This is a genomic window from Burkholderia sp. BCC1208, from assembly GCF_902833095.1.
Taxonomy (GTDB): Bacteria; Pseudomonadota; Gammaproteobacteria; order Burkholderiales; family Burkholderiaceae; genus Burkholderia.
Genome location: NZ_CADFDY010000009.1, coordinates 281,957 through 304,409, shown reverse-complemented (window position 1 = coordinate 304,409; position 22,453 = coordinate 281,957). Strand labels below are relative to the sequence as shown.

At 69.2% G+C, this 22,453-nt stretch carries 28 protein-coding genes and 1 pseudogene; 9 read left to right on the top strand and 20 right to left on the bottom strand.

The features are described 5' to 3' along the window. Nucleotides 1-12: 12 nt before the first annotated feature. The 11 genes and pseudogenes from HWX09_RS22845 to HWX09_RS22795 all read right to left on the bottom strand — a co-directional run bounded on the left by HWX09_RS22845 (nucleotide 13) and on the right by HWX09_RS22795 (nucleotide 8,100). Nucleotides 13-1,023, bottom strand: a complete 1,011-nt coding sequence (locus tag HWX09_RS22845) for a Ku protein (RefSeq protein ID WP_027786001.1) — start codon at nucleotides 1,021-1,023, stop codon at nucleotides 13-15. A 361-nt stretch (nucleotides 1,024-1,384) separates the two neighbouring features. Next, on the bottom strand, nucleotides 1,385-3,490 hold the full coding sequence (gene katE / locus HWX09_RS22840) for a catalase HPII (protein ID WP_027786002.1): 2,106 nt from the start codon (nucleotides 3,488-3,490) through the stop codon (nucleotides 1,385-1,387). A 125-nt stretch (nucleotides 3,491-3,615) separates the two neighbouring features. After that, nucleotides 3,616-4,002 carry a DUF3022 domain-containing protein gene (locus HWX09_RS22835; protein ID WP_027786003.1) on the bottom strand — a complete coding sequence of 129 codons (387 nt, stop codon included), beginning with the start codon at nucleotides 4,000-4,002 and terminating at the stop codon, nucleotides 3,616-3,618. Next, nucleotides 3,999-4,160 carry a DUF1328 family protein gene (locus tag HWX09_RS22830; protein ID WP_006498332.1) on the bottom strand — a complete coding sequence of 54 codons (162 nt, stop codon included), beginning with the start codon at nucleotides 4,158-4,160 and terminating at the stop codon, nucleotides 3,999-4,001. The genes HWX09_RS22835 and HWX09_RS22830 overlap by 4 nt, the downstream gene beginning before the upstream one ends. Before the next feature lie 46 nt (nucleotides 4,161-4,206). Beyond that, a complete protein-coding gene (locus HWX09_RS22825) occupies nucleotides 4,207-4,395 on the bottom strand; it encodes a DUF3008 family protein (RefSeq protein WP_027786004.1) in 189 nt (62 codons plus the stop codon). Nucleotides 4,396-4,466: 71 nt separating this feature from the next. Then, nucleotides 4,467-5,900 carry an RNA polymerase factor sigma-54 gene (locus tag HWX09_RS22820; RefSeq protein WP_027786005.1) on the bottom strand — a complete coding sequence of 478 codons (1,434 nt, stop codon included), beginning with the start codon at nucleotides 5,898-5,900 and terminating at the stop codon, nucleotides 4,467-4,469. Nucleotides 5,901-6,090: 190 nt separating this feature from the next. Next, nucleotides 6,091-6,601, bottom strand: a pseudogene (locus tag HWX09_RS34000) (DUF892 family protein). 76 nt (nucleotides 6,602-6,677) lie between these two features. Next, nucleotides 6,678-6,992 (bottom strand): hypothetical protein, encoded by a 315-nt coding sequence (locus HWX09_RS22810; RefSeq protein WP_027786006.1) that lies wholly within the window; start codon nucleotides 6,990-6,992, stop codon nucleotides 6,678-6,680. A 51-nt stretch (nucleotides 6,993-7,043) separates the two neighbouring features. Further along, nucleotides 7,044-7,355: a hypothetical protein gene (locus HWX09_RS22805; RefSeq protein WP_027786007.1), complete on the bottom strand. Its 312-nt coding sequence runs from the start codon at nucleotides 7,353-7,355 to the stop codon at nucleotides 7,044-7,046. Next, complete coding sequence (locus tag HWX09_RS22800; protein ID WP_080681402.1) at nucleotides 7,352-7,609, bottom strand: hypothetical protein; 258 nt, start codon at nucleotides 7,607-7,609, stop codon at nucleotides 7,352-7,354. Before HWX09_RS22800 ends, HWX09_RS22805 begins: the two co-directional genes overlap by 4 nt. A 188-nt stretch (nucleotides 7,610-7,797) precedes the next feature. Next, nucleotides 7,798-8,100, bottom strand: a complete 303-nt coding sequence (locus HWX09_RS22795) for a hypothetical protein (protein ID WP_027786009.1) — start codon at nucleotides 8,098-8,100, stop codon at nucleotides 7,798-7,800. Nucleotides 8,101-8,271: 171 nt separating this feature from the next. Between HWX09_RS22795 and HWX09_RS22790 the strand changes: the two genes are divergently transcribed. The 3 genes from HWX09_RS22790 to HWX09_RS22780 all read left to right on the top strand — a co-directional run bounded on the left by HWX09_RS22790 (nucleotide 8,272) and on the right by HWX09_RS22780 (nucleotide 9,620). Beyond that, nucleotides 8,272-8,526, top strand: coding sequence for a hypothetical protein (locus HWX09_RS22790; protein WP_027786010.1), 255 nt, complete (start codon nucleotides 8,272-8,274; stop codon nucleotides 8,524-8,526). A gap of 88 nt (nucleotides 8,527-8,614) precedes the next feature. Continuing rightward, on the top strand, nucleotides 8,615-9,046 hold the full coding sequence (locus HWX09_RS22785) for a CBS domain-containing protein (RefSeq protein WP_027786011.1): 432 nt from the start codon (nucleotides 8,615-8,617) through the stop codon (nucleotides 9,044-9,046). A gap of 91 nt (nucleotides 9,047-9,137) precedes the next feature. Further along, on the top strand, nucleotides 9,138-9,620 hold the full coding sequence (locus tag HWX09_RS22780) for a PRC-barrel domain-containing protein (protein ID WP_006498342.1): 483 nt from the start codon (nucleotides 9,138-9,140) through the stop codon (nucleotides 9,618-9,620). Nucleotides 9,621-9,719: 99 nt separating this feature from the next. Here the strand turns inward: HWX09_RS22780 and HWX09_RS22775 are convergent, their stop codons facing one another. Continuing rightward, nucleotides 9,720-10,613, bottom strand: a complete 894-nt coding sequence (locus HWX09_RS22775; RefSeq protein ID WP_027786012.1) for a LysR family transcriptional regulator — start codon at nucleotides 10,611-10,613, stop codon at nucleotides 9,720-9,722. 192 nt (nucleotides 10,614-10,805) lie between these two features. Here HWX09_RS22775 and HWX09_RS22770 point away from each other — a divergent pair, with 192 nt between their 5' ends. Together HWX09_RS22770 and HWX09_RS22765 are read left to right on the top strand one after the other, a co-directional pair. Beyond that, nucleotides 10,806-11,075 (top strand): DUF4148 domain-containing protein, encoded by a 270-nt coding sequence (locus HWX09_RS22770; protein ID WP_027786013.1) that lies wholly within the window; start codon nucleotides 10,806-10,808, stop codon nucleotides 11,073-11,075. Nucleotides 11,076-11,110: 35 nt separating this feature from the next. Beyond that, complete coding sequence (locus tag HWX09_RS22765; RefSeq protein ID WP_027786014.1) at nucleotides 11,111-12,322, top strand: MFS transporter; 1,212 nt, start codon at nucleotides 11,111-11,113, stop codon at nucleotides 12,320-12,322. A 30-nt stretch (nucleotides 12,323-12,352) separates the two neighbouring features. Here the strand turns inward: HWX09_RS22765 and HWX09_RS22760 are convergent, their stop codons facing one another. Next, a complete protein-coding gene (locus tag HWX09_RS22760; protein WP_027786015.1) occupies nucleotides 12,353-12,832 on the bottom strand; it encodes a response regulator in 480 nt (159 codons plus the stop codon). A gap of 232 nt (nucleotides 12,833-13,064) precedes the next feature. Between HWX09_RS22760 and HWX09_RS22755 the strand changes: the two genes are divergently transcribed. After that, a complete protein-coding gene (locus HWX09_RS22755) occupies nucleotides 13,065-13,727 on the top strand; it encodes a UdgX family uracil-DNA binding protein (RefSeq protein WP_027786016.1) in 663 nt (220 codons plus the stop codon). Further along, the gene (locus tag HWX09_RS22750; RefSeq protein WP_027786017.1) at nucleotides 13,724-15,016 is read left to right on the top strand and encodes an Nramp family divalent metal transporter; all 1,293 of its coding nucleotides are present in this window, start codon (nucleotides 13,724-13,726) and stop codon (nucleotides 15,014-15,016) included. Before HWX09_RS22755 ends, HWX09_RS22750 begins: the two co-directional genes overlap by 4 nt. A 94-nt stretch (nucleotides 15,017-15,110) precedes the next feature. Here the strand turns inward: HWX09_RS22750 and HWX09_RS22745 are convergent, their stop codons facing one another. The 7 genes from HWX09_RS22745 to HWX09_RS22715 form a co-directional block, all read right to left on the bottom strand. Next, complete coding sequence (locus tag HWX09_RS22745) at nucleotides 15,111-15,722, bottom strand: hypothetical protein (protein WP_027786018.1); 612 nt, start codon at nucleotides 15,720-15,722, stop codon at nucleotides 15,111-15,113. Between the two features lie 58 nt (nucleotides 15,723-15,780). Further along, nucleotides 15,781-16,395, bottom strand: coding sequence for a DUF4142 domain-containing protein (locus tag HWX09_RS22740; protein WP_027786019.1), 615 nt, complete (start codon nucleotides 16,393-16,395; stop codon nucleotides 15,781-15,783). Nucleotides 16,396-16,429: 34 nt separating this feature from the next. Beyond that, nucleotides 16,430-17,287, bottom strand: coding sequence for an SDR family oxidoreductase (locus tag HWX09_RS22735; RefSeq protein WP_027786020.1), 858 nt, complete (start codon nucleotides 17,285-17,287; stop codon nucleotides 16,430-16,432). Between the two features lie 128 nt (nucleotides 17,288-17,415). Further along, the gene (locus tag HWX09_RS22730; protein ID WP_027786021.1) at nucleotides 17,416-17,982 is read right to left on the bottom strand and encodes a hypothetical protein; all 567 of its coding nucleotides are present in this window, start codon (nucleotides 17,980-17,982) and stop codon (nucleotides 17,416-17,418) included. 61 nt (nucleotides 17,983-18,043) lie between these two features. Then, nucleotides 18,044-18,343: a DUF2795 domain-containing protein gene (locus HWX09_RS22725; RefSeq protein ID WP_027786022.1), complete on the bottom strand. Its 300-nt coding sequence runs from the start codon at nucleotides 18,341-18,343 to the stop codon at nucleotides 18,044-18,046. A 27-nt stretch (nucleotides 18,344-18,370) separates the two neighbouring features. Continuing rightward, nucleotides 18,371-19,399: an SDR family oxidoreductase gene (locus tag HWX09_RS22720; protein ID WP_027786023.1), complete on the bottom strand. Its 1,029-nt coding sequence runs from the start codon at nucleotides 19,397-19,399 to the stop codon at nucleotides 18,371-18,373. Between the two features lie 27 nt (nucleotides 19,400-19,426). Continuing rightward, nucleotides 19,427-19,828, bottom strand: coding sequence for a BON domain-containing protein (locus tag HWX09_RS22715; protein ID WP_027786024.1), 402 nt, complete (start codon nucleotides 19,826-19,828; stop codon nucleotides 19,427-19,429). Nucleotides 19,829-20,073: 245 nt separating this feature from the next. On the opposite strand from HWX09_RS22715, the gene HWX09_RS22710 reads away from it, so the two are divergent. Beyond that, entirely contained in the window at nucleotides 20,074-21,393 is a 1,320-nt protein-coding gene (locus HWX09_RS22710) for a glycosyltransferase family 1 protein (RefSeq protein ID WP_027786025.1), read from the top strand. Continuing rightward, nucleotides 21,393-22,439: a UDP-glucuronic acid decarboxylase family protein gene (locus HWX09_RS22705; protein ID WP_027786026.1), complete on the top strand. Its 1,047-nt coding sequence runs from the start codon at nucleotides 21,393-21,395 to the stop codon at nucleotides 22,437-22,439. The genes HWX09_RS22710 and HWX09_RS22705 overlap by 1 nt, the downstream gene beginning before the upstream one ends. Nucleotides 22,440-22,453 lie beyond the last annotated feature (14 nt).

Sequence of the window (22,453 nt, the reverse complement as noted above, 5' to 3'; positions counted from 1 at the left end):
GCGTCATCGGCATCACGCCGCGTGCTTGCGGCGCGCGGCGGTCTTCTTCGCCGCAGGTGCGCTCGTCGCGCCGCGTTTCGCGGCGGTTCGCTTCGCCGCGGTTTTCGTCGCCGCGCCTTTCGCCGCGGATTTCGCCGCCGGCTTGCGGCGCGCGCCGCCCCGCGACGACGACGCCTCGCCCTCCGCTTCGCCGCGCTCGTCGCGCAGATCCGCCGCGCGCGCGCCGGCGCCGCCCTTCAGGCTGCGCTTGAGCAGCTCGGTGAGATCGACCACGTTGCTCGCCGCGCGCCCGGTCTGCGCGGGCCGGTCCTCGATCTCCTCGATCTTGCCCGCGCGCACCTTGCGCTCGACCAGTTCGAGGATATCGTCGCGGAACGTGTCGTGATATTCGTCGGGCGTCCATTTGCCGGACATGTCGTCGATCAGCTTCTTCGCCATGTCGAGTTCGCGCGCGGTGACGCCGGCGCCCTTCGCGTCGTCGGCCGGCACCGACAATTCGGCGAGCGGCCGCAATTCCTCCTGCCAGCGCAGCGTATCGAGCGCGAGCATCGGCCCGACCGGAATCAGCGCGCCCAGATGCTGGCGGTCGCGCATCACCACGAGCGCGATGCCGATCTTGCCGCTGTCCTTCAGCGCGTCGCGCAGCAGCGCGTAGACCTTCTCGCCCTTGCGGTCGGGTACCAGGTAGTAAGGCGTGTCCAGATAGAGAAACGACACGGCGTCCTCGTCGACGAAGGTCAGGATGTCGACCGTCTGCGTCGATTCCGGATTCGCCGCGCGGATTTCGTCGTCGCTGAGCACGACGTAGCGCTCCTTCTCGTACTCGTAGCCGCGCACGATGTCCTCGCGCGTGACCTCCTTGCCGGTGCGCTTGTTGATCTGCCGATAGCCGATCGGGTCCATCGAGCGCTTGTCGAGCATCCGGAACGACGGCTTCACCGTGCGCGTCGCCGGGAACAACTGCACGGGCACGTGCACGAGCCCGAAGCTGATCGCGCCTTTCCATATCATCCGCGGTGCCATGCGTGTTCCTCCTAGGGCCTGTTCACGCTAATAACGGGCTTGCGAACGTGCCTTTCCGCCCGCAGGGCAAGAAGAGAGGAGGCGCAATAGCCGTTGCTATTGCAACGACGAACGACGCCGCCATGCGGGCGGAAAGGCACGTTCCCCTGTTTAGAAAAATGCATTCGCGGGGCTGGCCCCCAGAAGGGCCGATCGCCGCGTCATGCTCCTCGCGAATACGTCGAGTATTCGCTTCGTCGCAATCCTTGCGCTCGGCCCTTCTGGGGGCCAGCGCAAGCCCGTTATTAGCGTGAACAGGCCCTGGCCGAAAGCGCGCCCGCCCAAAGGCAGGCGCGCCGACCGGCGCAAACCGCAGCCGGCCCTATGCCGGCAGTTCAGCCGCCTGCTGCTCGCGCGCCCACACGCGATGCTGGCCGAGGTGATCCGACAACGTGTTCAGCACCTTGTCGAGATCGACCGCCTGCCCGACGCACACGCCTTCGGCCGGATCGGGCAGGTGGGCGGCGCTGAGCAGTTGCCGCCCCGACCCGACGGCCGCGATCGGCTTCAGGTGCTTGAACGCCTCGCGCACGAAATGGCGGGCGTCGGCGCTGTGCGCGAGGTCGCGCCCGTCGCCGTCGCCGCCGCAGACGAACACCGCATCGAACATCACCGACGGCATGCCGACCAGCGTCGCCTCCGGCACGATGCCGCCGATCGGCGCGAGCGTCGGCGCGACGATCGTCGGCACCGCGTGCGCGGCCTGCAGCGCGTCGCGCACCTGCTCGACGAGCACCTGATTCACGCCGGGCGTCGCAATCAGCGCGATCTTGCGCGAACGGATGCCGGGCTTCGCGCGGCCGATCAGGCTCAGCGCGGGCGAGCGCTGCGCGACGGCCGGCGTCGCGGCCGCCTGCGGCGCGGGCAGCCCGAGCCGCTCGGCGACCTGCGCGGCGAGCCCCGCGTCGAAGCGCGCGATGATCTCGTTGACCACCCGCTCGCGAATCTTCGGCTGCGTGACCTTGCCGAGCTCGAAGCAGTACGCGTCGCGGATATGCCGCTGCTCGATCTCGGTCATGCTCTGATAGAACAGCGCGGGCTGCGAGAAATGGTCCGCGAACGATTCGCTGCGCACGCGCACCTTGTTGCCTTCGAGCGGCTCGGGCACGGTCTCGAAACCGCCGCCGGACGGCGCGGGCGGCGTCTCGCGCGGCCAGCCGCCGCTCGTCGAGTTCGGCTCGTACGACGCCTGCCCGACGTTGATCGTCTGCCGGTGCAGCGCATCGCGCTGGTTGTTCGCGAACGGACACACCGGCCGGTTGATCGGAATCTCGTGGAAATTCGGGCCGCCGAGCCGGCTCAGTTGCGTATCGGTGTACGAGAACAGCCGCCCCTGCAACAACGGGTCGTTCGTGAAGTCGATGCCCGGCACCACGTGGCCCGGGTGAAACGCGACCTGCTCGGTCTCCGCGAAGAAGTTGTCGGGGTTGCGGTTCAGCGTCATCCGGCCGATCGGCCGCACCGGCACGAGCTCTTCCGGCACGAGCTTGGTCGCATCCAGCAGGTCGAAGTCGAATTTGTCCGCGTCGGCCGGATCGATCATCTGCACACCGAGCTCGAACTCCGGATAGTCGCCGCGCTCAATCGCCGTCCACAGGTCGCGCCGATTGAAATCCGGGTCGTGGCCGGCGATTCGCTGCGCCTCGTCCCACAGCAGCGAATACGCGCCGCTCACGGGCCGCCAGTGGAATTTCACGAAACGCTCGACGCCGGCCGCGTTCACGAAGCGGAACGTGTGCACGCCGAAGCCGTCCATCGCGCGATAGCTCGCCGGCAACGCGCGGTCCGACATCAGCCACAGCACCGTGTGCGTCGTTTCCGGCACCAGCGACACGAAATCCCAGAACGTGTCGTGCGCCGATGCGCCGGTCGGCATCTCGTTCGGCGCTTCCGGCTTCACCGCGTGCACGAAGTCGGGGAACTTGATCGCGTCCTGGATGAAGAACACCGGCATGTTGTTGCCGACGAGGTCGTAGTTGCCTTCCTCGGTATAGAACTTCACCGCGAAGCCGCGCACGTCGCGCACGGTGTCGGACGAGCCGCGCGGCCCCTGCACGGTCGAGAAACGCACGTACACCGGCGTTTCGGCGGCCGGGTCCTGCAGGAACGCGGCCTTCGTGTAGTCGGCCATCGGCTCGTACACGCGGAACACGCCGTGGGCGGCCGACCCGCGCGCATGCACCACGCGCTCCGGAATGCGCTCGTGATCGAAATGCGTGATCTTCTCGCGCATGATGAAGTCTTCGAGCAGCGACGGGCCGCGCGCGCCGCCTCGCAGCGTGTTCTGGTTGTCGGCGATCCGCACGCCCTGGTTGGTGCGCAGCGCCTCGCCGTCGGGCCGCGCACGGTTCTCCTCGAGCTGGCGCGACTTCACGCTGTCGTGCGGTTGCGTCGGCGGGGTCTTGCCGGCGGATGGGGGATTCGTCATCGCTAGGTGTCCTCGTGGCATTCGATAGGAAGCCGCCGCACGGCGACGCGCCGCGGCGCGACGCGTGCGGACGGCAGGGAAAGCCGGCCCGGCGCGCCGCGAACGACCGCGGGCCGGCCGCGGCGTCAGGGCGCGCGCAGCGCCGCGTCGAATTGGGTGCGCGTCACGTCGAGCGCCACGTTGCATTCGATCGCGGCATCCTCGATGCGCGGCTTGTGCTCGTCCACCGCGCGCCGCGCGCGGTCGCATAGCTGCGTGCGCACGCGCAGCCGGTCGGCGTCATCGAGCAACGCGTAGCGTTCGATCACGTCCGCATCGAACCGCATGTCGACCGTGCAGCGCCATTCGCGCGCGTCCTCGTCGGACGGCACGCGCACCCACGACACGTGGATCGTCAGCCGACCCGATGCGTCGTCCGGCTGCACGACGACGGTCGACTGCGACGGAAAACCGATCGCGAACGCGTGCTCGAGCTCCTTCACGCGCTCCGACCGGTCGGGCGTCACGCTCATCGTCGGACGACGCCCAGCAGCAGCGTGACCAGGAAGATCACGACGAAGATGTAGAACAGGATCTTCGCGATCTCGGCCGCGCCCGCGGCGATGCCGCCGAAGCCGAACACGGCGGCAATGATCGCGATGACGAAGAAAATGATGGCGTATCGAAGCATGGAACCCTCCTGGATGACAGCAGTCGTCACTAAACGTCGGCGCCGGTCACGCATCGTGCTTGTGTTTCGGTTTGCCGTGCGCGGATGTGGACGCCATTTTCTCGAGCTCTTTCTCGCTCATCGACTTGGCCATCGATTTCGCCGGCGGCTTGAGATCCTTCACTTTCGTGTCGCCGCGCTTGGCCGATAGCGCGGCCCCCGCGGCGCGCTGCTGGGCCTGGGATTTGGCTGGCATGGTTGCGCTCCTCTCGTTGGCGCGCGCGCCGACGCCATGCGCGGCACGCGCGGGTTGGGACAATCGGGCCGTCACGCGGCGTCGCGACGCCGCAAGTCGGCCGGCGGAATCTTCATCGCCTGGCGATACTTCGTCACCGTGCGACGCGCAAGAAGAATGCCGCGGCCCGCGAGGTTCTCCGCGAGCGCGACGTCGGACAGCGGATCGGTATGCCGCTCGGCCGCGATCATGTCGCGGATCAGTACCTTCGCGGCCGACGCCGAACACACGCCCTTGCCGGCCGCCTCGAGCTTGCGCGGGAAGAAATGCTTGAACTCGAACGTGCCGTGCGGCGTGGCCATGTACTTGTTGCCGGTCGCGCGCGAGACGGTCGATTCGTGCAGGTCGAGCTCTTCCGCGATGTCGCGCAGCACGAGCGGCTTCATCGCGATCTCGCCGTAGCGGAAGAAATCGCGCTGCCGCGCGACGATGCATTCGCCCACGCGCTGGATCGTGTCGAAGCGCTTCTGCACGTTGCGGATCAGCCAGCGCGCCTCCTGCAACTGCTGGCCGAGCGGCGAATCGCGCTCGCCGCTCGACTGCGCGAACAGCGTCGCGTAGCGCTCGTGCAAGCGTGCACGCGGCAGCACGGCCGGATTGATCGTGACGATCCACTCGTCGCGCACCTGGCGCACGATCACGTCGGGCACCACGTAATCGCCGCGCGTGCTGCCGTAGTGATTGCCGGGGCGCGGGTCCAGCCCGCGCACCAGCGCGCAGGCCGCGTGCAGCGTCTGCTGGTTGCAGCCGAGGCGCCGCTGGATCTCGGCCGTCTCGCGGCGCGCAAGACGTTCCAGATGCTCGCGCGCGATCGCTTTCGCTTCCGCGAGCGCCGGCGTGCCGGCCGGAATCGCATCGAGCTGCAACACCAGGCATTCGGACAACGAACGGGCGGCGATCCCGGGCCGGTCGAGCATCTGCACGAGCCGCAGCGCGACCGCGAGATCCTGCTCCGACAGCAGCCACGCCGGATCGGCGGCGACCAGGAGTTCGGGAAGCTCCTGACGCAGGTAGCCGTCGTCGTCCAGCGCATCGATCACGAGGCGCGCGGCTTCGCGGTCGCGCTTGTTGAGGGGATAGAGCCGGAGTGCATCGTGCAATTGCTGATGCAGCGACGGCTCGGCGGCCATCCATTCGCCCGGCGACAGGCCGTCTCCGTCCTCGCCCTGGCGGCTCGTGCCGCGCGGCGCGGGCGCGGCGGTAAACGGCACCTCGCCATCCGGCGGGCGGATTTCGTCGCGCTCGGGCGCCGCTTCGGGCGCGGCCGCTTCGGTCGGTTGCTCGGGGGCCTCGGCAGCCGTTTCCTCGTCGCCCTGGCCGTCTTCGAGAAACGGGTTCATGTCGAGCGCCTGACGCAATTCCTGTTGAAACTCGAGCGAGGACAACTGCAGCAGCCGCAGCGACTGCTGAAGCCTCGGCGTAAGTGCCAGATGCTGTCGCATCTGCAGCGCAAGCGAGACGGGCATCGAAAGCCTCCTGACGGTTCGGTTCGCGGTATGTCTTCTGCCGAACGTGATGCAGCTTCCGTGCCAGTCGCGCGAAGCGCGATATGTCGCGGCTCTCGGGAGTTCGCACCCCATTTTGCCGGACGCCGAGGCCGCTTTTTTACAAGCCGGGGGAAGTTTGGGGCACGCATTTCGCTCGGGGAGTGCCCCGTCACCGCTTCGCATCGATGCGGTCGACCGGCCGAACGATCGAGAAAGGCGGTCGTCAACTCGGGCAGATGGCGCAGCAACCATGCGGCCATGTCGCGCTCCTGCTGCAGGATCCGCTCGCAACACGCACGGATCTCTTCCTCGCCGGCCGCGTGCGCCGCCGCGACGAGCGCCGTGTACGCGGCGATTTCGAGTTGCTCGAACGCATAACCGGCCAACGCGGTCTTCACGACTTCGTCGTCCGCCAGCATGCCGCTCGCGATCTGACCGTACGCGGCGACACGCGCGGCGAGATCCTTGGTCGCCGACGGCGACGTACCGAGCCGCATCAGGCACGCTTCGACGAGCGCCTGCTGCGCGAGCGTCTCGTCGAGATGCAGCCGAAGCCGATCCTGCAATTGCGGATAGTGCCCGACCCGCTTCATCTGCGCGTCGATCATCATCTCGGCCTGGCGCTCCATCGCGTACGCATCGCGCAGCCAGTCCTCCAGATGTTCGTGCTGATTCGCCATCGCATTCCTCCCGCGGCATCGCGGTGCGGCGTTGCCCGTGCCGCAACGCCGCGACGCGTCGCCGCAACGCGTCGTGTCAGTACTGCATCGGCGGCGGCGTGCCCGGCAGCGGCTGGTCGCCCTGCGTGCCATTCGGCCCCGGCGGCGGCACGTCGACCGGTTCGCCGACGGTCGCGCCCGGCGGCATCGTATTGCCCGGCGACGGACGCGGGTCGTAGCGCGTATTCGCATCCGGCATCGTCGTGGTCGACTGCGCGCCACGGCCGTCGGGCGGCGCGGGCGGCGCCGGATGCGCGCCGTAGGGGCCGCTGGTCGGTTGCGTGCATGCGCCCAGCGCGCACGCAGCGGCGAACGCACAGGCGCCCACCCGTATCGTCTGGATCGTGTTCATCGAATCCCTCCCTGGAGTCGACGGCTCGGGGCCACGCCGCGGCGGCACCGTTCAGAGCCGGTTGAAATGGAAATCGCCCGCGTAAGCGGTCGGTGCGCGGCGCGCCATCATCGCGTCGAATTCGGCCGCGACGCGCGTGAGCGTGCCGCGCTGCCGTTCGACGTCGGCCCGTTCGAGCGCGGCGAAGGCGTCGGGGTCGAACGTGACGGTCAGCGACGCCGGATGGCCGTCGACGCGAAAACCGATATGCAGCGCACCGGGCGGCTGTTCCTCCACATGGAACGCTATCTCGCGCGCCTCGAAATGGCGGCCGAACGTCTCGGCGAGGTCGCGCAGCATGCCGGGGTTCACGCGAATGCTCATTGCAGCACCTCCGTTTTCGTTCGCGGCCTTGCGCGCACCGGCCCCGCCAAGCCGGCACGCACCGGCGGCTCCGGCGACGGCGGATCGCGTTCCGGCGGCGCATGCCCGGGCGGATCGCCCTCCGGTTCCCGGTACGGTTCGGGCATGTCCGGCGGTACGTCGTCGGGATCGGGCGGCTCGGGGTCCGGCTCGATGTCGGGGATCGGCGGTTCGGGCCGTTGCAGCCATTGCACGGGTTCGTGGGTCATCGGCATTCCATCGTTGCGGGGTTCGGGTCGATATCGGCGCGCCGGGCGCGTACCGAATGATTCGCAAACCGCGTGCCGTCCGTTCGTATCGCCCTTACACGGAGTCGCCGCGCCGCCGCGCGGCCGCGGACGAAGCGCCATGCCTTCGCCATGCATTCGCTACACCGCTCGCTGCAAAACTTGCAAGCGCACCGCTATGCGTCGTACGCCGCCATCACCAGCCACAGCTCGCGGCCGTCGTCCCGCACGCGCGCGGCGAGCGCGTACGGATCGGACGGCTCGCACGCGCACTGCAGCGCGAAGCGCGCCGGCTCGGTCGCGCCGAACGTCTCGTCGCCGAGCCGCCGCACGTCGGCCTTGCCTTCGAACATCCGGCGCTCGGGCCGGTAGATCAGCGGTTCGTGCTTCCACGTATCGAAATGGCTCTTCACCGAATCGAATCCGCCGCCGCATACGTTGATCTCGTAGCGCACTCCTGGTCGTCGTTTCGGAATCATCGTCGTGCCTCCTGCTCGATGTGCGCGCAGCAGGCAACCCTGCTGCGCCGTGTCGTCATGGTCGTCGTCGTGGTCATCGCCGCTGCGGCGGCAAGTCGCGTGCCGCGCGCGGGGGCCGGGAACGCAGGTTGCGGCAGAGCGGGCTCATCGTCCCCGATACGGAGCACCGCCATGAAGGATTCGACCCGGCACGGCCACGACGCACCGGCGCACGAGCGGCAGCCCGATCCGCAACCGCCGCTGAAGCATCAGGACCGCACGCACACGCGCCACTCGGAGCGTCATATCGACAAGCAGCTCGAAGACACGTTTCCGGCGAGCGACCCGCCCGCGACCGGCGGCGTCACGCGCATCGAGCCCGACACGCCGCCCGGGACGCACGACGACGGGCCGTGGCAGGACAAGCGCAAACGCGACGACGAATGACAAGGACGGCCCGCGCACGGCATGCGGTTTGCTGGAGACGGAGCGGCCGCATCGGCACATTGCTTCACCCACCGCCAAGGAGAATTTCATGCATCGCGTCAACGAAATCATGTCGCAGGACGTCGTGCGGATCGCCCCGACCGACTCGATCCGTCACGCCGCCCAACTGATGGAGCGCTACGACATCGGCGCGCTGCCCGTGTGCGACAACAACCGGCTGATCGGGATGGTGACGGACCGCGATCTCGCGGTGCGCGCGATCTCGGCCGGCAAACCGCCGGAGACGCGGGTCCACGAGGTCGCGTCCGGCCCGATCGAATGGTGCTTCGACGACGATTCGCTGGACGAGATCCAGCACTACATGGCCGATGCGCAACTGCGCCGGCTGCCCGTCGTCGATCACGACAAGCGATTGGTCGGCATGCTGTCGCTCGCCGACATCGCGACGCGCACGGCCAGCCCCGAGCGCGACGACGTGGCGAACACGCTGGAAGGCGTGTCGCAACCGAAGCAGACGTGACGGAGCGATTTCCGCCCCGCCTCGACAACCCCGCGCGACCCGCAGGGCCCGCCCCGGGCACGGTCGCGCCCCACGCAGCCTGGAGGAAACCATGCAGACTCCCGATCAAGGTCAGACCCGCATCATCGGCAAGGGCGCCGCGACGGCGGCCGGCCCCGGCCCCGACGTGATGGCGGCCGATACGCTGGAAGGCGACAAGGTCTATACGACGGACGGCGACGATGTCGGCAAGATCAAGGACATCATGCTCGACGTGCGCTCCGGCCGCATCGCGTATGCGGTGCTGTCGAGCGGCGGCATCCTCGGCATCGGCGACAAGCTCCACGCGATTCCGTGGAGCGCGCTGACGCTCGACACCGAACGCAAGTGCTTCCTGCTGTCGGTATCGTCGGAACGGATTCGCAACGCGCCGGGGTTCGACAAGGACCATTGGCCGGCGATGGCCGATCCGCAATGGGCCGAGCCGCTGCACGAGTTCTACGGCAGCACCCCGTACTGGAGTGCCGGCGACGAGCTCGGGCTGACCGACCCGACCGAAGACCTCGACGATCCGCGCACGCGCGGCCGCCATTGACCGCACCATGACGCGGCGCCGGTTCGCCGGCGCATCGGTTCGACACGCCCCGCCCGCGGGGCGTTTTTTTGCCCGCGCCGCGGCGGCGAACGCCGCGCGCTACGGCCGGTGCCGCAGCGCGTCGATCACGACCGAAAACGCGCGCGACGCCTGGCGGCGGCTCGGATAGTACGCGTGGTAGCCCGGAAACACCGGGCACCAGTCCGGCATCACGATGCGCAGCGCGCCGCTGCGCAGATGCGCGTGCGCGACATCCTCGGCGACGAACGCGATGCCGAAACCGTCGAGCGCCGCCTGCACCATGTGTGGCTGCGTATTGCAGGTGATCCGGCCGTTCACGCGCGCCTGGATGGCGTTCTTGCCCTTCTTCAATTCCCACGCATAGATACCCTTCGCGGTCGCGAGCCGCAGCGTGACGCAGTCGTGGTCGAGCAGATCCTGCGGCTTCCTCGGCGGCTTGCGGCCGTCGAGATAGGACGGCGCGGCGACCATCGCCATCGGGATGTCCGGGCTGATCCGCACCGCGATCATGTCCTGCGCCACCTGGTCGCCGTACCGCACGCCGATGTCGTAGCGCTCCTCGACGATGTTCGACAGCCCGTAGTCGACCGACAGCTCGACGCGAATGTCCGGATAGTCGGGCAGCACGTTCCTGAGCTTCGGCCAGACGACCGTGTCGATCGGATGCTCGGTGGCCGTGATGCGCACCACGCCGGCCGGCTTGTCCCTGAAATCGGACAGCGCGGCCAGTTGCGCCGAGATCTCGTCGATGCGCGGCGCCACCGCCTGGAACAGCGCCTCGCCGGCCTCGGTCGTCGACACGCTGCGCGTCGTGCGCGCCAGCAGCCGCACGCCAAGCCGCGTTTCCAGATCGCGCACGGTCTGGCTCAGCGCCGATTGCGACACGCCGAGCCGCGCGGCCGCGCGCGTGAAGCTGCGATCGCGGGCCACCGCGAGAAAGACGAGCAGGTCGTTGAAATTTTCGCGCGCCATGTCGGCAGGCTCCGGTCGGGACGAACGTCAATCCTAGCACCGCCCGCGCCAATTCATCGGCGTGGCTAATAAGTCCAAGCGCGGCGAGCTACTTAATCGATGCCGGACGGCTCGCTAGACTGCGAAGCCATCGACCCATCGCGTCGCGTCGCGCTCCCAGCCGACACGCCGCCCCTTTCGGAACCACACGCCATGAAAATCCGCGTTTTCCCCCTCGTTACCGCCGTCGCCGCGCTGGTCGGCTCCGCCCCGCTGCTCGCGCAATCCGCGCCTGGCCTCACGCGCGACCAGGTCCGCGAGGACATGGTTCGCTACGCATCGGCCGGTTTCAATCCCGCCCGCATGAATCCGCGCACGTGGGTCGACGACGCACAGGCCGCCGCCGTGAAGGTGCAGGCCGCGCGCAACGACGACGCGAGCACGCATCTGGCCGGCCGCGACACGGCCGCGCATTGCGACTGAGCGCACGACCGACGCCTTCCGCATCGATTCCCGTCATGCCCTCCGTTTCCACTCCCGAGCGCGGCGCCGCAGCCGGCCATACCGCCGCATGGGGCGCCGTCCTTGCGATGTCGCTCGGCGCGTTCGCGCTGGTCGCCTCCGAATTCATGCCGGTCAGCCTGCTCACGCCGATCGCGGGCGACCTGCACGTCAGCGAAGGTCAGGCCGGCCAGGCGATCTCCGTATCGGGCGCGTTCGCGCTCGTGACGAGCCTGCTGATCGCGTCGCTCGCCGGGCGCTGCGATCGCAAGCGCGTGCTGCTGTCGCTGACGCTGCTGACGATCGTGTCCGGCACGGTCGTCGCGTTCGCGCCGAACTATGCGGCGTTCATCGCCGGCCGCGCGCTGATCGGCGTGGCGATCGGCGGTTTCTGGTCGATGTCCGCCGCGACCGCGATGCGCCTCGTGCCGGACCGGCAGGTACCGCGCGCGCTCGCGATCGTGAATGGCGGCAACGCGCTCGCGACCGTCGTGGCCGCGCCGCTCGGCAGCTTCCTCGGCGCGATCGTCGGCTGGCGCTGGGCATTCTTCTGCGTCGTGCCGGTGGCCGCCCTCGCGCTCGGCTGGAAGCTCGTCAGCCTGCCGTCGATGCCCTCGGCGCCGCAGCGCACGCGGGTCGGTGCGGCGACGCTGCTGGCCCGGCCGCCGGTCGCGGTCGGCATGGCCGCGGTGGGCGTGTTCTTCATGGGACAGTTCGCGCTGTTCACCTACCTGCGCCCGTTTCTCGAAACCGTCACGCATGCCGGCACGACCGCGCTGTCGCTGATGCTGCTCGGGATCGGCATCGCGGGTGTCGCGGGCACGGCGCTGATCGGCGGCGTCCTGAAATACGGGCTGTACCGGGCACTCGTCGCCACGCCGCTGCTGATGGCCGCGATCGCGCTCGCGTTGACGGGCTTCGGCGCGTCGACGGCGGCAACCGCGTGCCTGCTCGCGCTGTGGGGCCTGCTCGGTACGGCGGCGCCGGTAGGCTGGTGGACCTGGCTCGCGCGCACGTTGCCGCGCGACGCGGAGGCCGGCGGCGGGCTGATGGTGGCGGTCGTGCAACTGGCGATCACGCTCGGCGCGACGACGGGCGGCCTGCTGTTCGACCTGCACGGCTACCGTGCGACCTTCGCGTTCAGCGCCGCGCTGCTCGTGCTCGCCAGCGCGCTGGCCGTCGCGGCGGGGCGGTCGAGCGCCCGTGCCGCGCCGCGCACCGTCGCCTGACCGGCCGCGCCCTGCGCGCCGCCGGCCTTTTTACAAGGGTCGTGTAACGTCCTCGTCCGGCGTCACCGCACCGCCGCTCGCCGATTCGAGGTAGCCCAGCAGGCGGTGCGGCGTCAGCGGCTTCGCGCAATGCGCATCGAAGCCGGCTTCCTTCGCCTGTTCGCGATCCCGCCGCGACGCCAGCCCGCTGCACGCGACCAGCAGCATGTCCGATGTCTGCGGATCGCCGCGCAGCCGCGTCGCGAGTTCCAGTCCGTCGAGGCCCGGCATCGCGATATCGAGCACGACCGCGAACGGCTGCCAGTCGCGCGCGACGTCGCACACGGCGAACGGATCGTCGGCGACCCGGCACTCGAAGCCGCGCGCCTCGAGCAGCAGGCGCAGCGCATCCGCCGCATCGCGATAGTCGTCGACGACCAGCACGCGGCGCTGGCGGCGCGGCACGCTGTCGGGCGCGCGCCACAGCAGCACGTCGTCGGCGGCGGGATCGTCGCCGGGGTCGGGTTGCATCTGCTTCTCCTGTCGTTGGCCGGGCTTGCCACGCAAGGCGCGCGCCCATACCGACCGCATGCGGCATGCCGGTTGCTGTCTCGTTCGTATCGTCGACTCCGGAGTCCTTCATGCGTGCGATGCGGCTTCAATCGGCCCGATTGCCTCCCTCTGCGCGTGCGACCACGCGATTGCCGAAGCGTTCCGCCCGATCGCGGCGCGCTGCTGCGTCGGCCTGCGCCGGAGGCGCCGCATGACCCGCAAAGCGCCCGCCCCTCCGGCTTCGCCGCCCGACGACGAGGCCCCGCGCACGCTCGACGCGTGCCGCCGCTGCGCGCTGTGGGAACACGCGACGCAGCCGGTGCCGGGCGCAGGGCCGGTCGACGCGACGATCATGCTGGTCGGCGAGCAGCCGGGCGACCAGGAAGACCGCGCGGGCATGCCGTTCGTCGGTGCGGCCGGCCGCATGCTGGACCGCGCGCTCGACGAAGCCGGAATCGAACGCTCGCACGTCTACCTGACGAACGCGGTCAAGCACTTCAAATGGGAACCGCGCGGCAAGCGGCGGCTGCACAAGACGCCCGCGCAGCGCGAAGTGGCCGCGTGCCGCTACTGGCTCGAACGCGAACTGGAAACCGTACAGCCGCGCGTGGTGGTCGCGCTCGGCGCGACGGCGTTGCGCGCGGTGCTGCAGGACAACGACGCGACGCTCGAGCGCACGCGCGCGCCGGTGCGCACCGACGACGGCCGGCTCGTCGTCGCCACCTATCATCCGTCGTACGTGCTGCGCACGCGCGGCGCCGATTCCCGCGAACACGCGTACCGCACGCTGGTCGACGCGCTGCGCACCGCGTCGCGCCTCGCGCGCGAGCGACGCCACGGCGGCGGGCACCCGTCGCACGGGGATGCCGGATGAGCCGACTGGGCGAAGACGCGCGGGCGGCGGCCGGGGCGCCGCCGCCCGCCGCGAAACCGTGGTATCGGCGGCTCGGCCCCGGCCTGCTCGCGGGCGCGTCGGACGCCGATCCGAGCAACGTCGCCGTCTACGCGCAGGCCGGCAGCCAGTTCGGTTTCAACATGCTGTGGATGATCGTCGTCACGCTGCCGATGATGGTCGCCGTGCAGCTCGCGGCGGCGTTCATCGGGCGACGCAATCGCGAAGGTCTCGTGGCCGGCATTCGCGAACACTTTTCCGATCGCGTCGCGAAGACGCTGATCGTGATGGTCGTGATCGTCAACGTCGTGAACGTCGGCGCCGATCTTGCGGCGATGGGCGATGCGACAGCGCTCGTCGTCGGCGGCCGCAGCTACTGGTATGCGCCGGTCTACGGGATCGCATCGCTCGCGTTGCAGGTGATGCTGTCATACGAGCGCTACGCGCGCTGGCTGAAATGGATGACGCTTGGCCTGATCGCGTACGTGCTCGAACTCGGCTTCGTGCACGTCGACTGGGGCAACGTGCTGCATGCGATCGTGCTGCCGCAGATCGCGTTCACGCATGCGTATGCGACCACCGCGGTCGCCGTGCTCGGCACGACGCTGAGCCCGTACCTGTTCGTGTGGCAGGCCGCGCTCGAAGTCGAGCAAACCACGGCCGAGCAACAGGACGGCGAACGCGACACGCGCCGCGAGACCGAGCAGCGCGTCACGGTCGATACGTGGACCGGCATGGTCGTCACCAACGCGGTGTCGTTCTGCATCATGGTGATCGGCGCGGCCGTTTTCTTCGCGCACGGCCGGCACGACATCGGCAGCACCGCGCAGGCCGCCGAGGCGCTGCGGCCGATCGCCGGCGAAGCTGCGTTCCTGGTGTTCGCGTTCGGCATCGTCGGCTGCGGCCTGCTCGCGATTCCCGCGTTCGCGGGCAGCGCCGCCTACGGTTGCGCGGAAGCCTGGCGGTTCCGCGAAGGGCTGAACGAGCCCGTGCGGCGCGCGCCCGCCTTCTACACGGTGCTGGCGCTGTGCGTGATCGTCGGCATCGCGATCTGCTTCAGCCCGATCGACCCGATCCGGGCGTTGTACTGGAGCGCCGTGCTCAACGGCGTGGCCGCGGTGCCGATGCTCGTGCTCGTGATGTTGCTGTCGGGGAAGCGCGACGCTGCCGGCCAGCCCGGGAGCGGCCCGGTATCGAAACTGTTCGGCTGGCTGGCGGTGGTGCTGATGGCGGCGTCGGTGGTGACGATGATCGTCGACGCGCTGACGTGAGGGATCGATACGGCCGGGTACAGTAAGTTGCGTACGCAACCTTCATGACGAGCAGGCGGGCGCCGCGCCACGCGCGACGCCGCCCGCCCGGGCGTTACATCATCTTGCCGCGCGAGCGCTCGGCACGTGCCGCATCGGCGGCGGATTCCACCTTCTTCACTTCCTCCGGCGGCGGCAGCACCGCCTTGAAGCCCATCGACTCGATCCACATCTCGCGCGCCCAGCCACGCGTGTGATACAGGTGATGATCCTCGTCGGCCTCGACCTCGTCGTGCGCGGCCTTCAGCGCCTTCGCGGCGTCACTGTCGGGCAACTGGTCGGCCGCGTAGCCGATCAGTTCCCAGTTCAGGTGATCCTTGGTTTCGGCCAGCACCACGCACTCGGCCGCCACCACCTGCGCGACCGCCGGGTCGGCCTGCTTCCTCGCCTGCTCGATCACCTGCACCAGCGACTTGCCGGTGGCCGCTACCGCGGCGCGCCCCGGCGATTGCGCATCGGGATCGAGGCCGAGCGTTTCGAATACCTTGCGCAGCACCTCCTGGTGATGCAGCGTCTCGCGGTGGTATTTCTCCCATTCCTTGTGCAGGTCCTCGTCGGTCGCGCACTGGAGTGCGGCCTCGTAGATCTGCGCGCCGCCAAGCTCGGTCTCGTATGCCTGGCAGAGCAGTTCGAGGATACCTTCGTGCTTCGATTGCCGTTGGGCCATGACTGCTTCTCCGAAAAAGCGGGCCGCACGTGCGGCCCGGAGGTGAACCGGGCACGCACTATTGCGCGCCCACCTTGCGTGCAACCGTCTCCGCCATGCTCAGGTGATGCTTGAGCGTCGGCAGCGTGGACTTGGCGAACGCGCGCAGTTGCGCGTCCTTGCCGTCGCGGGCTTCGTCCTCGAACAACGCGACCGCCTTCTTGTGCGCATCGGGGCCGGCCGCCGCGAGATACGCGGTGTCGAAGTCGTGCCCGCTCTTGCCGCGCAGCGCCTCGACGTCGGGGTCCGAGATCTGGTCGACCTGCGGCTTCATGCCCTTGCGCGCGGCGATTTCCTCGAGCTTCGCGTTCGCCTTGCCGTGATCGGCGACCATCCGTTTCGCGAAAGCGCGCACGTCCGCCGACTGCGCCTGCTTCAGCGCTAGCTGGCTTGCCTGCACTTCCGCCTTGCCGGCCATCGCGGCCTTGTCGACGAACTCCGCGTCGGCGCCCTTCGGCGCTTTCGCGATGCCGGGGTCACCCGCGCCGCCCGCGCCCGACGACGGATTGATCACGCCGCCCGGCACATGCGAATTCGACGCGGGCGGCTCGCTCGGCATCTGCGCGCGGGCGAGGCCCGACACGGCGAGCACGCCGGCGGCGAGCGCCGCAATGGTCCAGTTGGGTTGTCTCATCTGCTTTCTCCTTGTATTTGCGTGAGCGCGGCCGTCAGCCGCCGACGATCGAGCCGCCGTTCGGATGCAGCGTCTGCCCGGTCATGTAGCTCGCGCCGTCCGACGCGAGCAGCACGTAGCAGTCGATCAGTTCGTCCGGTTGCCCCGGCCGCTTGAGCGGCACGTTCGAGCCGAATTTCTCGACCTGTTCGGGCGTGAACGTCGACGGAATCAGCGGCGTCCAGATCGGCCCCGGCGCGACCGCGTTCACGCGGATGTCGCGTTCGGCCAGCTCGATCGACAGCGACCGCGTGAACGCGACGATCGCGCCCTTGGTCGCCGAGTAGTCGGGCAGTTTCGGGCTGCCGTGATAGGCGGTGACCGAGGCCGTGTTGACGATGCGTCCGCCCTGCTTCATGTGCGGCAGCGCGGCCTGCGTGCAGAAGAACATCCCGTACACGTTCGTGCGGAACGTGCGCTCGAGCTGTTCCTCGGACACGTCCTCGATGCCCGGCTGCGGGTGCTGCTCGCCCGCGTTGTTCACGAGCACGTCGAGGCGGCCGAGCCGTTCGACCGTGCGGGCGACCGCGTCGCGCGCCTGCCGGCGATCGCCGACGTCGCATGCGATCGCCTCGCAGCGCCGGCCGGCCTGCTCGATCAGTTGCTTCGTATGCGCGGCATCGTCGGATTCCTTCAGGTAGACGATCGCGACGTCCGCGCCTTCCTTCGCGAAACCGACCGCGACGGCGCGGCCGATCCCGCTGTCGCCGCCCGTCACCAGCGCGACCTTGCCGGCGAGCTTGCCGCTGCCGACGTAGTCGGCCGCTTCGTCGCGCGGCTTCGGATGCATGTCGCGCTCGGTGCCCGGCTGATGCGCCTGTTTCTGCGGCGGCGGCGTCTGTGGGGTGGTCATGGGTTCCTCCTTGAACGGATGCCGCCGAGGCTGCGCAAGCGGCGTGCCGCGTGGGCCGCACGCCGGCCCGCACGCGGCCGCCGTGTTTCGACGGCTGGCGTTGCAAGCGTTTGGAAAAAAGGGCGTATTCAGTGCGGGCCGCCGGATTCGGCTTCGTCCGGCCGGCGCACCGGATCGAAGTCGCGCCATTCGCCGTCCTGCCATTCGCCTTCGACGCGCTCGATCGACTTCGCTCCGGTCGCACGCAGCACGTCTTCCGCGGCCGTCGCGGTGTCGGGCGTCACGCGCGCGGCGAGGATCACGCCCGTTTCGCTCTGCGCAAGCGTGCCCTTGCCTTCGGCCTGCTGGCCGCGCATCCGGCCGAGCGCGCCGCCGAAGGCGCCGAGATACGCGCCGGCCAGCGCGCCCGCGGCCGGCACGAACCAGTAGCGCAAGCCGACGGCGTACACGATCAAACCGATGACGACGCCGATCAGCAACCCGCGGATCGCGCCGATCATCGCGCCCCGGCCGCCCGGCTTCGCCGCCGTGTCGGCATATACGTCGCCGCCGATCGGGAAGCGCGCATGCTGGCCGCCCGGGTTCAGGAAGAAGATCGACACGTCGTCGGGCCCGAACGCGCGCTCGTAAAGGTGACGCGCCCCACCTTCCGCTTCATCGAACGTCGTGAAACGGCCTGCGACGATCATCGCCATGGTCGTGCTCCTCATGATGGGTGCGCCGCGCGCTCGCGCGCGCGACGCAACGGGGCGGCGCTTACATCAGCCGCCCGAGTTCCTTCGATACCGACGCCGGCGTGTCGTATTCGCGCTCGGGAATCTTGCGCAGCATGTCGAGCACCTGGCGGTCCGCATGCGAGCGTTCCGCGCACTGCACGACGTCGGACTTGCTGGCGGGGTAGTCCATTCCCTTCAGCGCCTTCTGCACGTCGACCGGGCTCGGCGGCTTGCCGTGCCCGGTCTGGTGCCCGCCCTTGTCGTGGTCCTGCTGCGTGCGCTCGCCTTCGTGCGCGCGCGAGTGGCTGTATTCGTGGCCCGTATGTTGTCGGGATGTCATGAAAGCCTCCTTGGAAAATCGATGAAATCACGCGGACGAGCGGCGCGACCGCGCGAACGCGGCAAACACCACCGCCGCCGCGCCCAGCGCGACCGCGCCGGCGACCTTGGGCCGCTGCACCACCGTGTTGTACGCACAGCTGCGCAGCACCGGCCCCTCCATGCCTTCGCGCTCGTGCAGCGCGTGGCGCGAGTCGTACAGTGCGTTGTCGTCGCGCGGCCGCGCCGGACGCACCGTGCGCTGGCCGCGCGAGAACAGCGTGGCCGCGACGCGATCGAACAGGCGAGGCGCGTGGTACGCGCTCGCCGACGTGAACTTGGCGGCACCGCCGACGAACAGCGTGCGGCGCGCGTGCGCGGCCGCGAACAGGATCGCGTCGGCCACCAGATCGGGGTCGTAGATCGGCGGCGGCAGCTTCGCCTCGACGTTCATGTAGTTCTTCGCGTGCATCACGAACATCGTGTCGATCGCGGCCGGCTTGATCAGCGTGACGGACACCGGCAGGTGATCCGCCTCCATCTCGAGCCGCAGCGAATCGGTGAAGCCCTTCACCGCGTGTTTCGACGCGACATACGCGCTTTGCAGCGGCACCGGCGCGTCGGACGCCTCGCTGCCCATGTTGATGATCGCGCCGCCGTGGAAATCGCTCTTGCGCCGGAAATGGTCGGCCGCGACGAGCGAGCCGTGCACGACGCCCCAGTAGTTGGTGTCGAACAGCCGGCGCTGATCCTCGAGCGGCACCGCGGCGGCCGTGCCGAAGATCGACACGCCCGCATTGTTGACCCAGGTGTCGAAGCCGCCGTACGTGTCGGCCGCCTTCGCGGCCGCGCGCTGTAGGTCCTCGATATTGCCGACGTCGCCGGCGACCGGCACCGCGAGGCCGCCGTGCTGGCGGATTTCCTCGCACAGCGTGTTCAGCGCTTCCTCGTTGCGCGCGAACAGCACGAGCTTCGCGCCGCGTCGTGCCGCCTTGCGCGCGGTGACGAGACCGATGCCGCTGGTCGCGCCGGTGATTACGATCGTCTGTTCGCCGACCGGTTTGAGCATGCAGTTCATCGCTGGACTCCTGTTACGGCCGCGCGGTTATTTGGGCCGGATGGTCAACTGGTCGCGCACGGACTGCACGCCGTCCACCTGCTTCACGACGCCGACGGCCTGCGTGCGCTGCTGCTCGTCGGGCACGCTGCCGGTGAGCGTCACGGTGCCGTGCCGCGTCTTCACGTGGATGTCGCCGGCCGACAGGCCGCTCGTGCCGACGAGTTCGGCCTTCGCCTTGGTCGTGATCGTCGCGTCGCGGATCTTCGTGCCGGTGCTCGAATGCGACGACGTCGACGACGATGCGGCGCCGTCGTCGCCGGCGGCGACCGCGTTCGGCGCGACGACCATGCACGCGGTGGCCGCGGCGATCGCGACCGCCATGCCGGTGCGCATCGCGCGCTGGCGGCGGATGCGCGGGGAGCGGGCTTGCAGCTGGAATACCTTCATCGTGACCTCCTTTTTCATCGGGCCGGCCGGGCCGGCGGGTGAGCAGAGGTCGCGCAAATCGCGTGCCGCGCCGCGTGCGCCGCATGCCTGCGGGAAACCGCGATCAGACGCCCTTTCATCCAACGCGTTGTAATTTTTTCGGCACACAGGGAAGCGGTTTTCCCCGCAATCCCCCGGGCATGCCGATTGCCGAGCGACCGATGACGGCGGCCCGTGTGCGCGGCCCCGATATCGGGAGCAATACCATGCAAAGAATCGCGTTGATCAGTGAACATGCATCGCCGCTCGGCGTGATCGGCGGCGTCGACGCCGGCGGTCAGAACATCTATGTCGCGAACGTCGCCAAGCAACTCGCGGAGCGCGACCTCGACGTGGACGTCTATACGCGCTGCGACAATCCGCATTTGCCGGAAGTCGTGCCGATCGGCCCGCACATGCGCGTGATCCACGTGCCGGCCGGACCGCCGACCGACGTGCCCAAGGAGCGGCTGCTGCCGTACATGGGCGCATTCGCGCAATACATGATCGCGCGCATGCGGCGCGAGCCCGACCCCGTCGACGTGATGCACGCGAACTTCTTCATGTCCGGCGACGCGGCGCTGCGCGTGAAAAAAGCGCTCGGCATCCCGCTCGTCACGACGTTCCATGCGCTCGGCCGCGTGCGGCGGCTGCACCAGGGCACGGCCGATGGCTTCCCCGACGCGCGCTTCGCGATCGAGGACACGCTCGCGCGCCGCTCGGACCGCCTGATCGCCGAGTGTCCGCAGGATGCGCTCGACCTGACGACGCACTATCGCGCCGACACCGCGCGGATCGAGATCGTGCCGTGCGGCTTCGACGCGCGGGAATTCCGGCCGGTGCCGCGCGTCGATGCGCGCGCGCGGCTGGGCTGGCCGCAGGACGCGTTCGTCGTGCTGCAACTGGGCCGCCTCGTGCCGCGCAAGGGCATCGATACCGTGATCGACGCGCTCGCGCGCATGCCGCGCGATCCGCAGCGGCCGACGCACCTGTACGTCGTCGGCGGCAGCCAGGCGGAGCCCGACCCCGCGCGCGACCCGGAACTCGCGCGGCTCGCCGCATTCGCGCACGAACTCGGGATCGCGAACCGCGTGACCTTCGTCGGCCGGCGCGACCGCGACGCGCTGCACCTGTACTACAGCGCGGCCGACGTGTTCGTGACGACGCCGTGGTACGAGCCGTTCGGCATCACGCCGGTCGAGGCGATGGCGTGCGCGGCGGCGGTGATCGGCAGCGACGTCGGCGGCATCCGCACGACGGTCGACGACGGCACCACCGGCTATCTCGTGCCGCCGCGCGACCCGGCCGCGCTGGCCGCGCGCCTGGTGCAACTACGGGCGCAACCCGACCTGTGCGCGGCGCTCGGCCGCGCCGGTTACCTGCGCGCGCATCGCTTCTACACCTGGCAAGGCGTAGCCGACCGGCTCGTCGCCATCTATCGCGACGTCGCCCACGCACAGCGCGCCGGCACGTCGGCCGGCACCGGCCGGCGCACGCCGGTCGGCCCCACGACGGGCATGCTCGCACACCGCAAGGAGAATACGTAATGAAGGGCTACGATCGAAAACGCGTCCTCGTCACCGGCGGCGCCGGCTTCCTGGGTTCGCATCTGTGCGAACGGCTCGTGACGGCCGGGCACGACGTGCTGTGCGTCGACAATTTCTACACGGGCACGAAGGACAACATCGCGCACCTGCTCGATGCGCCGAACTTCGAGCTGATGCGCCACGACGTGACGTTTCCGCTCTATGTCGAAGTCGACGAGATCTACAACCTCGCGTGTCCGGCGTCGCCCGTTCACTACCAGCGCGACCCCGTGCAGACGACGAAGACCAGCGTACACGGCGCGATCAACCTGCTCGGCCTCGCGAAACGCGTGAAGGCACGCATCCTGCAGGCATCGACGAGCGAGGTGTACGGCGACCCCGACGTCCATCCGCAGGACGAGCACTACTGCGGGCGCGTCAATCCGACCGGCATCCGGGCGTGCTACGACGAAGGCAAGCGCTGCGCGGAAACGCTGTTCGCGGACTATCACCGCCAGTACGGGGTCGACGTGCGGATCGCGCGGATCTTCAATACGTACGGCCCGCGCATGCACCCGGCCGACGGGCGCGTGGTGTCGAACTTCGTCACCCAGGCGCTCGCGGAACAGCCGCTGACCGTCTACGGCGACGGCAAGCAGACGCGCTCGTTCTGCTACGTCGACGACATGATCGACGCATTGATCCGGCTGATGGACGAACCGGGCGACGCGAGCGAGCCGGTCAATCTCGGCAGCGACGTCGAGATCGCGATGATCGACGTCGCGCGGGAAGTCGTACGGATCGTGGGCGCGAGCGTACCGATCGAGTTCCGGCCGCTGCCGTCGGACGATCCGCGCCAGCGGCGGCCGAATCTGGCCGCCGCGCAGAAGCGACTCGGCTGGCGCGCGACGACGACGCTCGCGAACGGACTCGCGCACACCGCGCGATACTTCATTCAGCGTCAGGTCACGCATCACACGCCCGGCGATCTCGTGCGCAGCACGCGAATCGCGTCGCATCTGCTCGCCCAGGTCCATACGCAGAACCGGCCGGCGCCGACCACCTGACGCGGCCGAAGCGC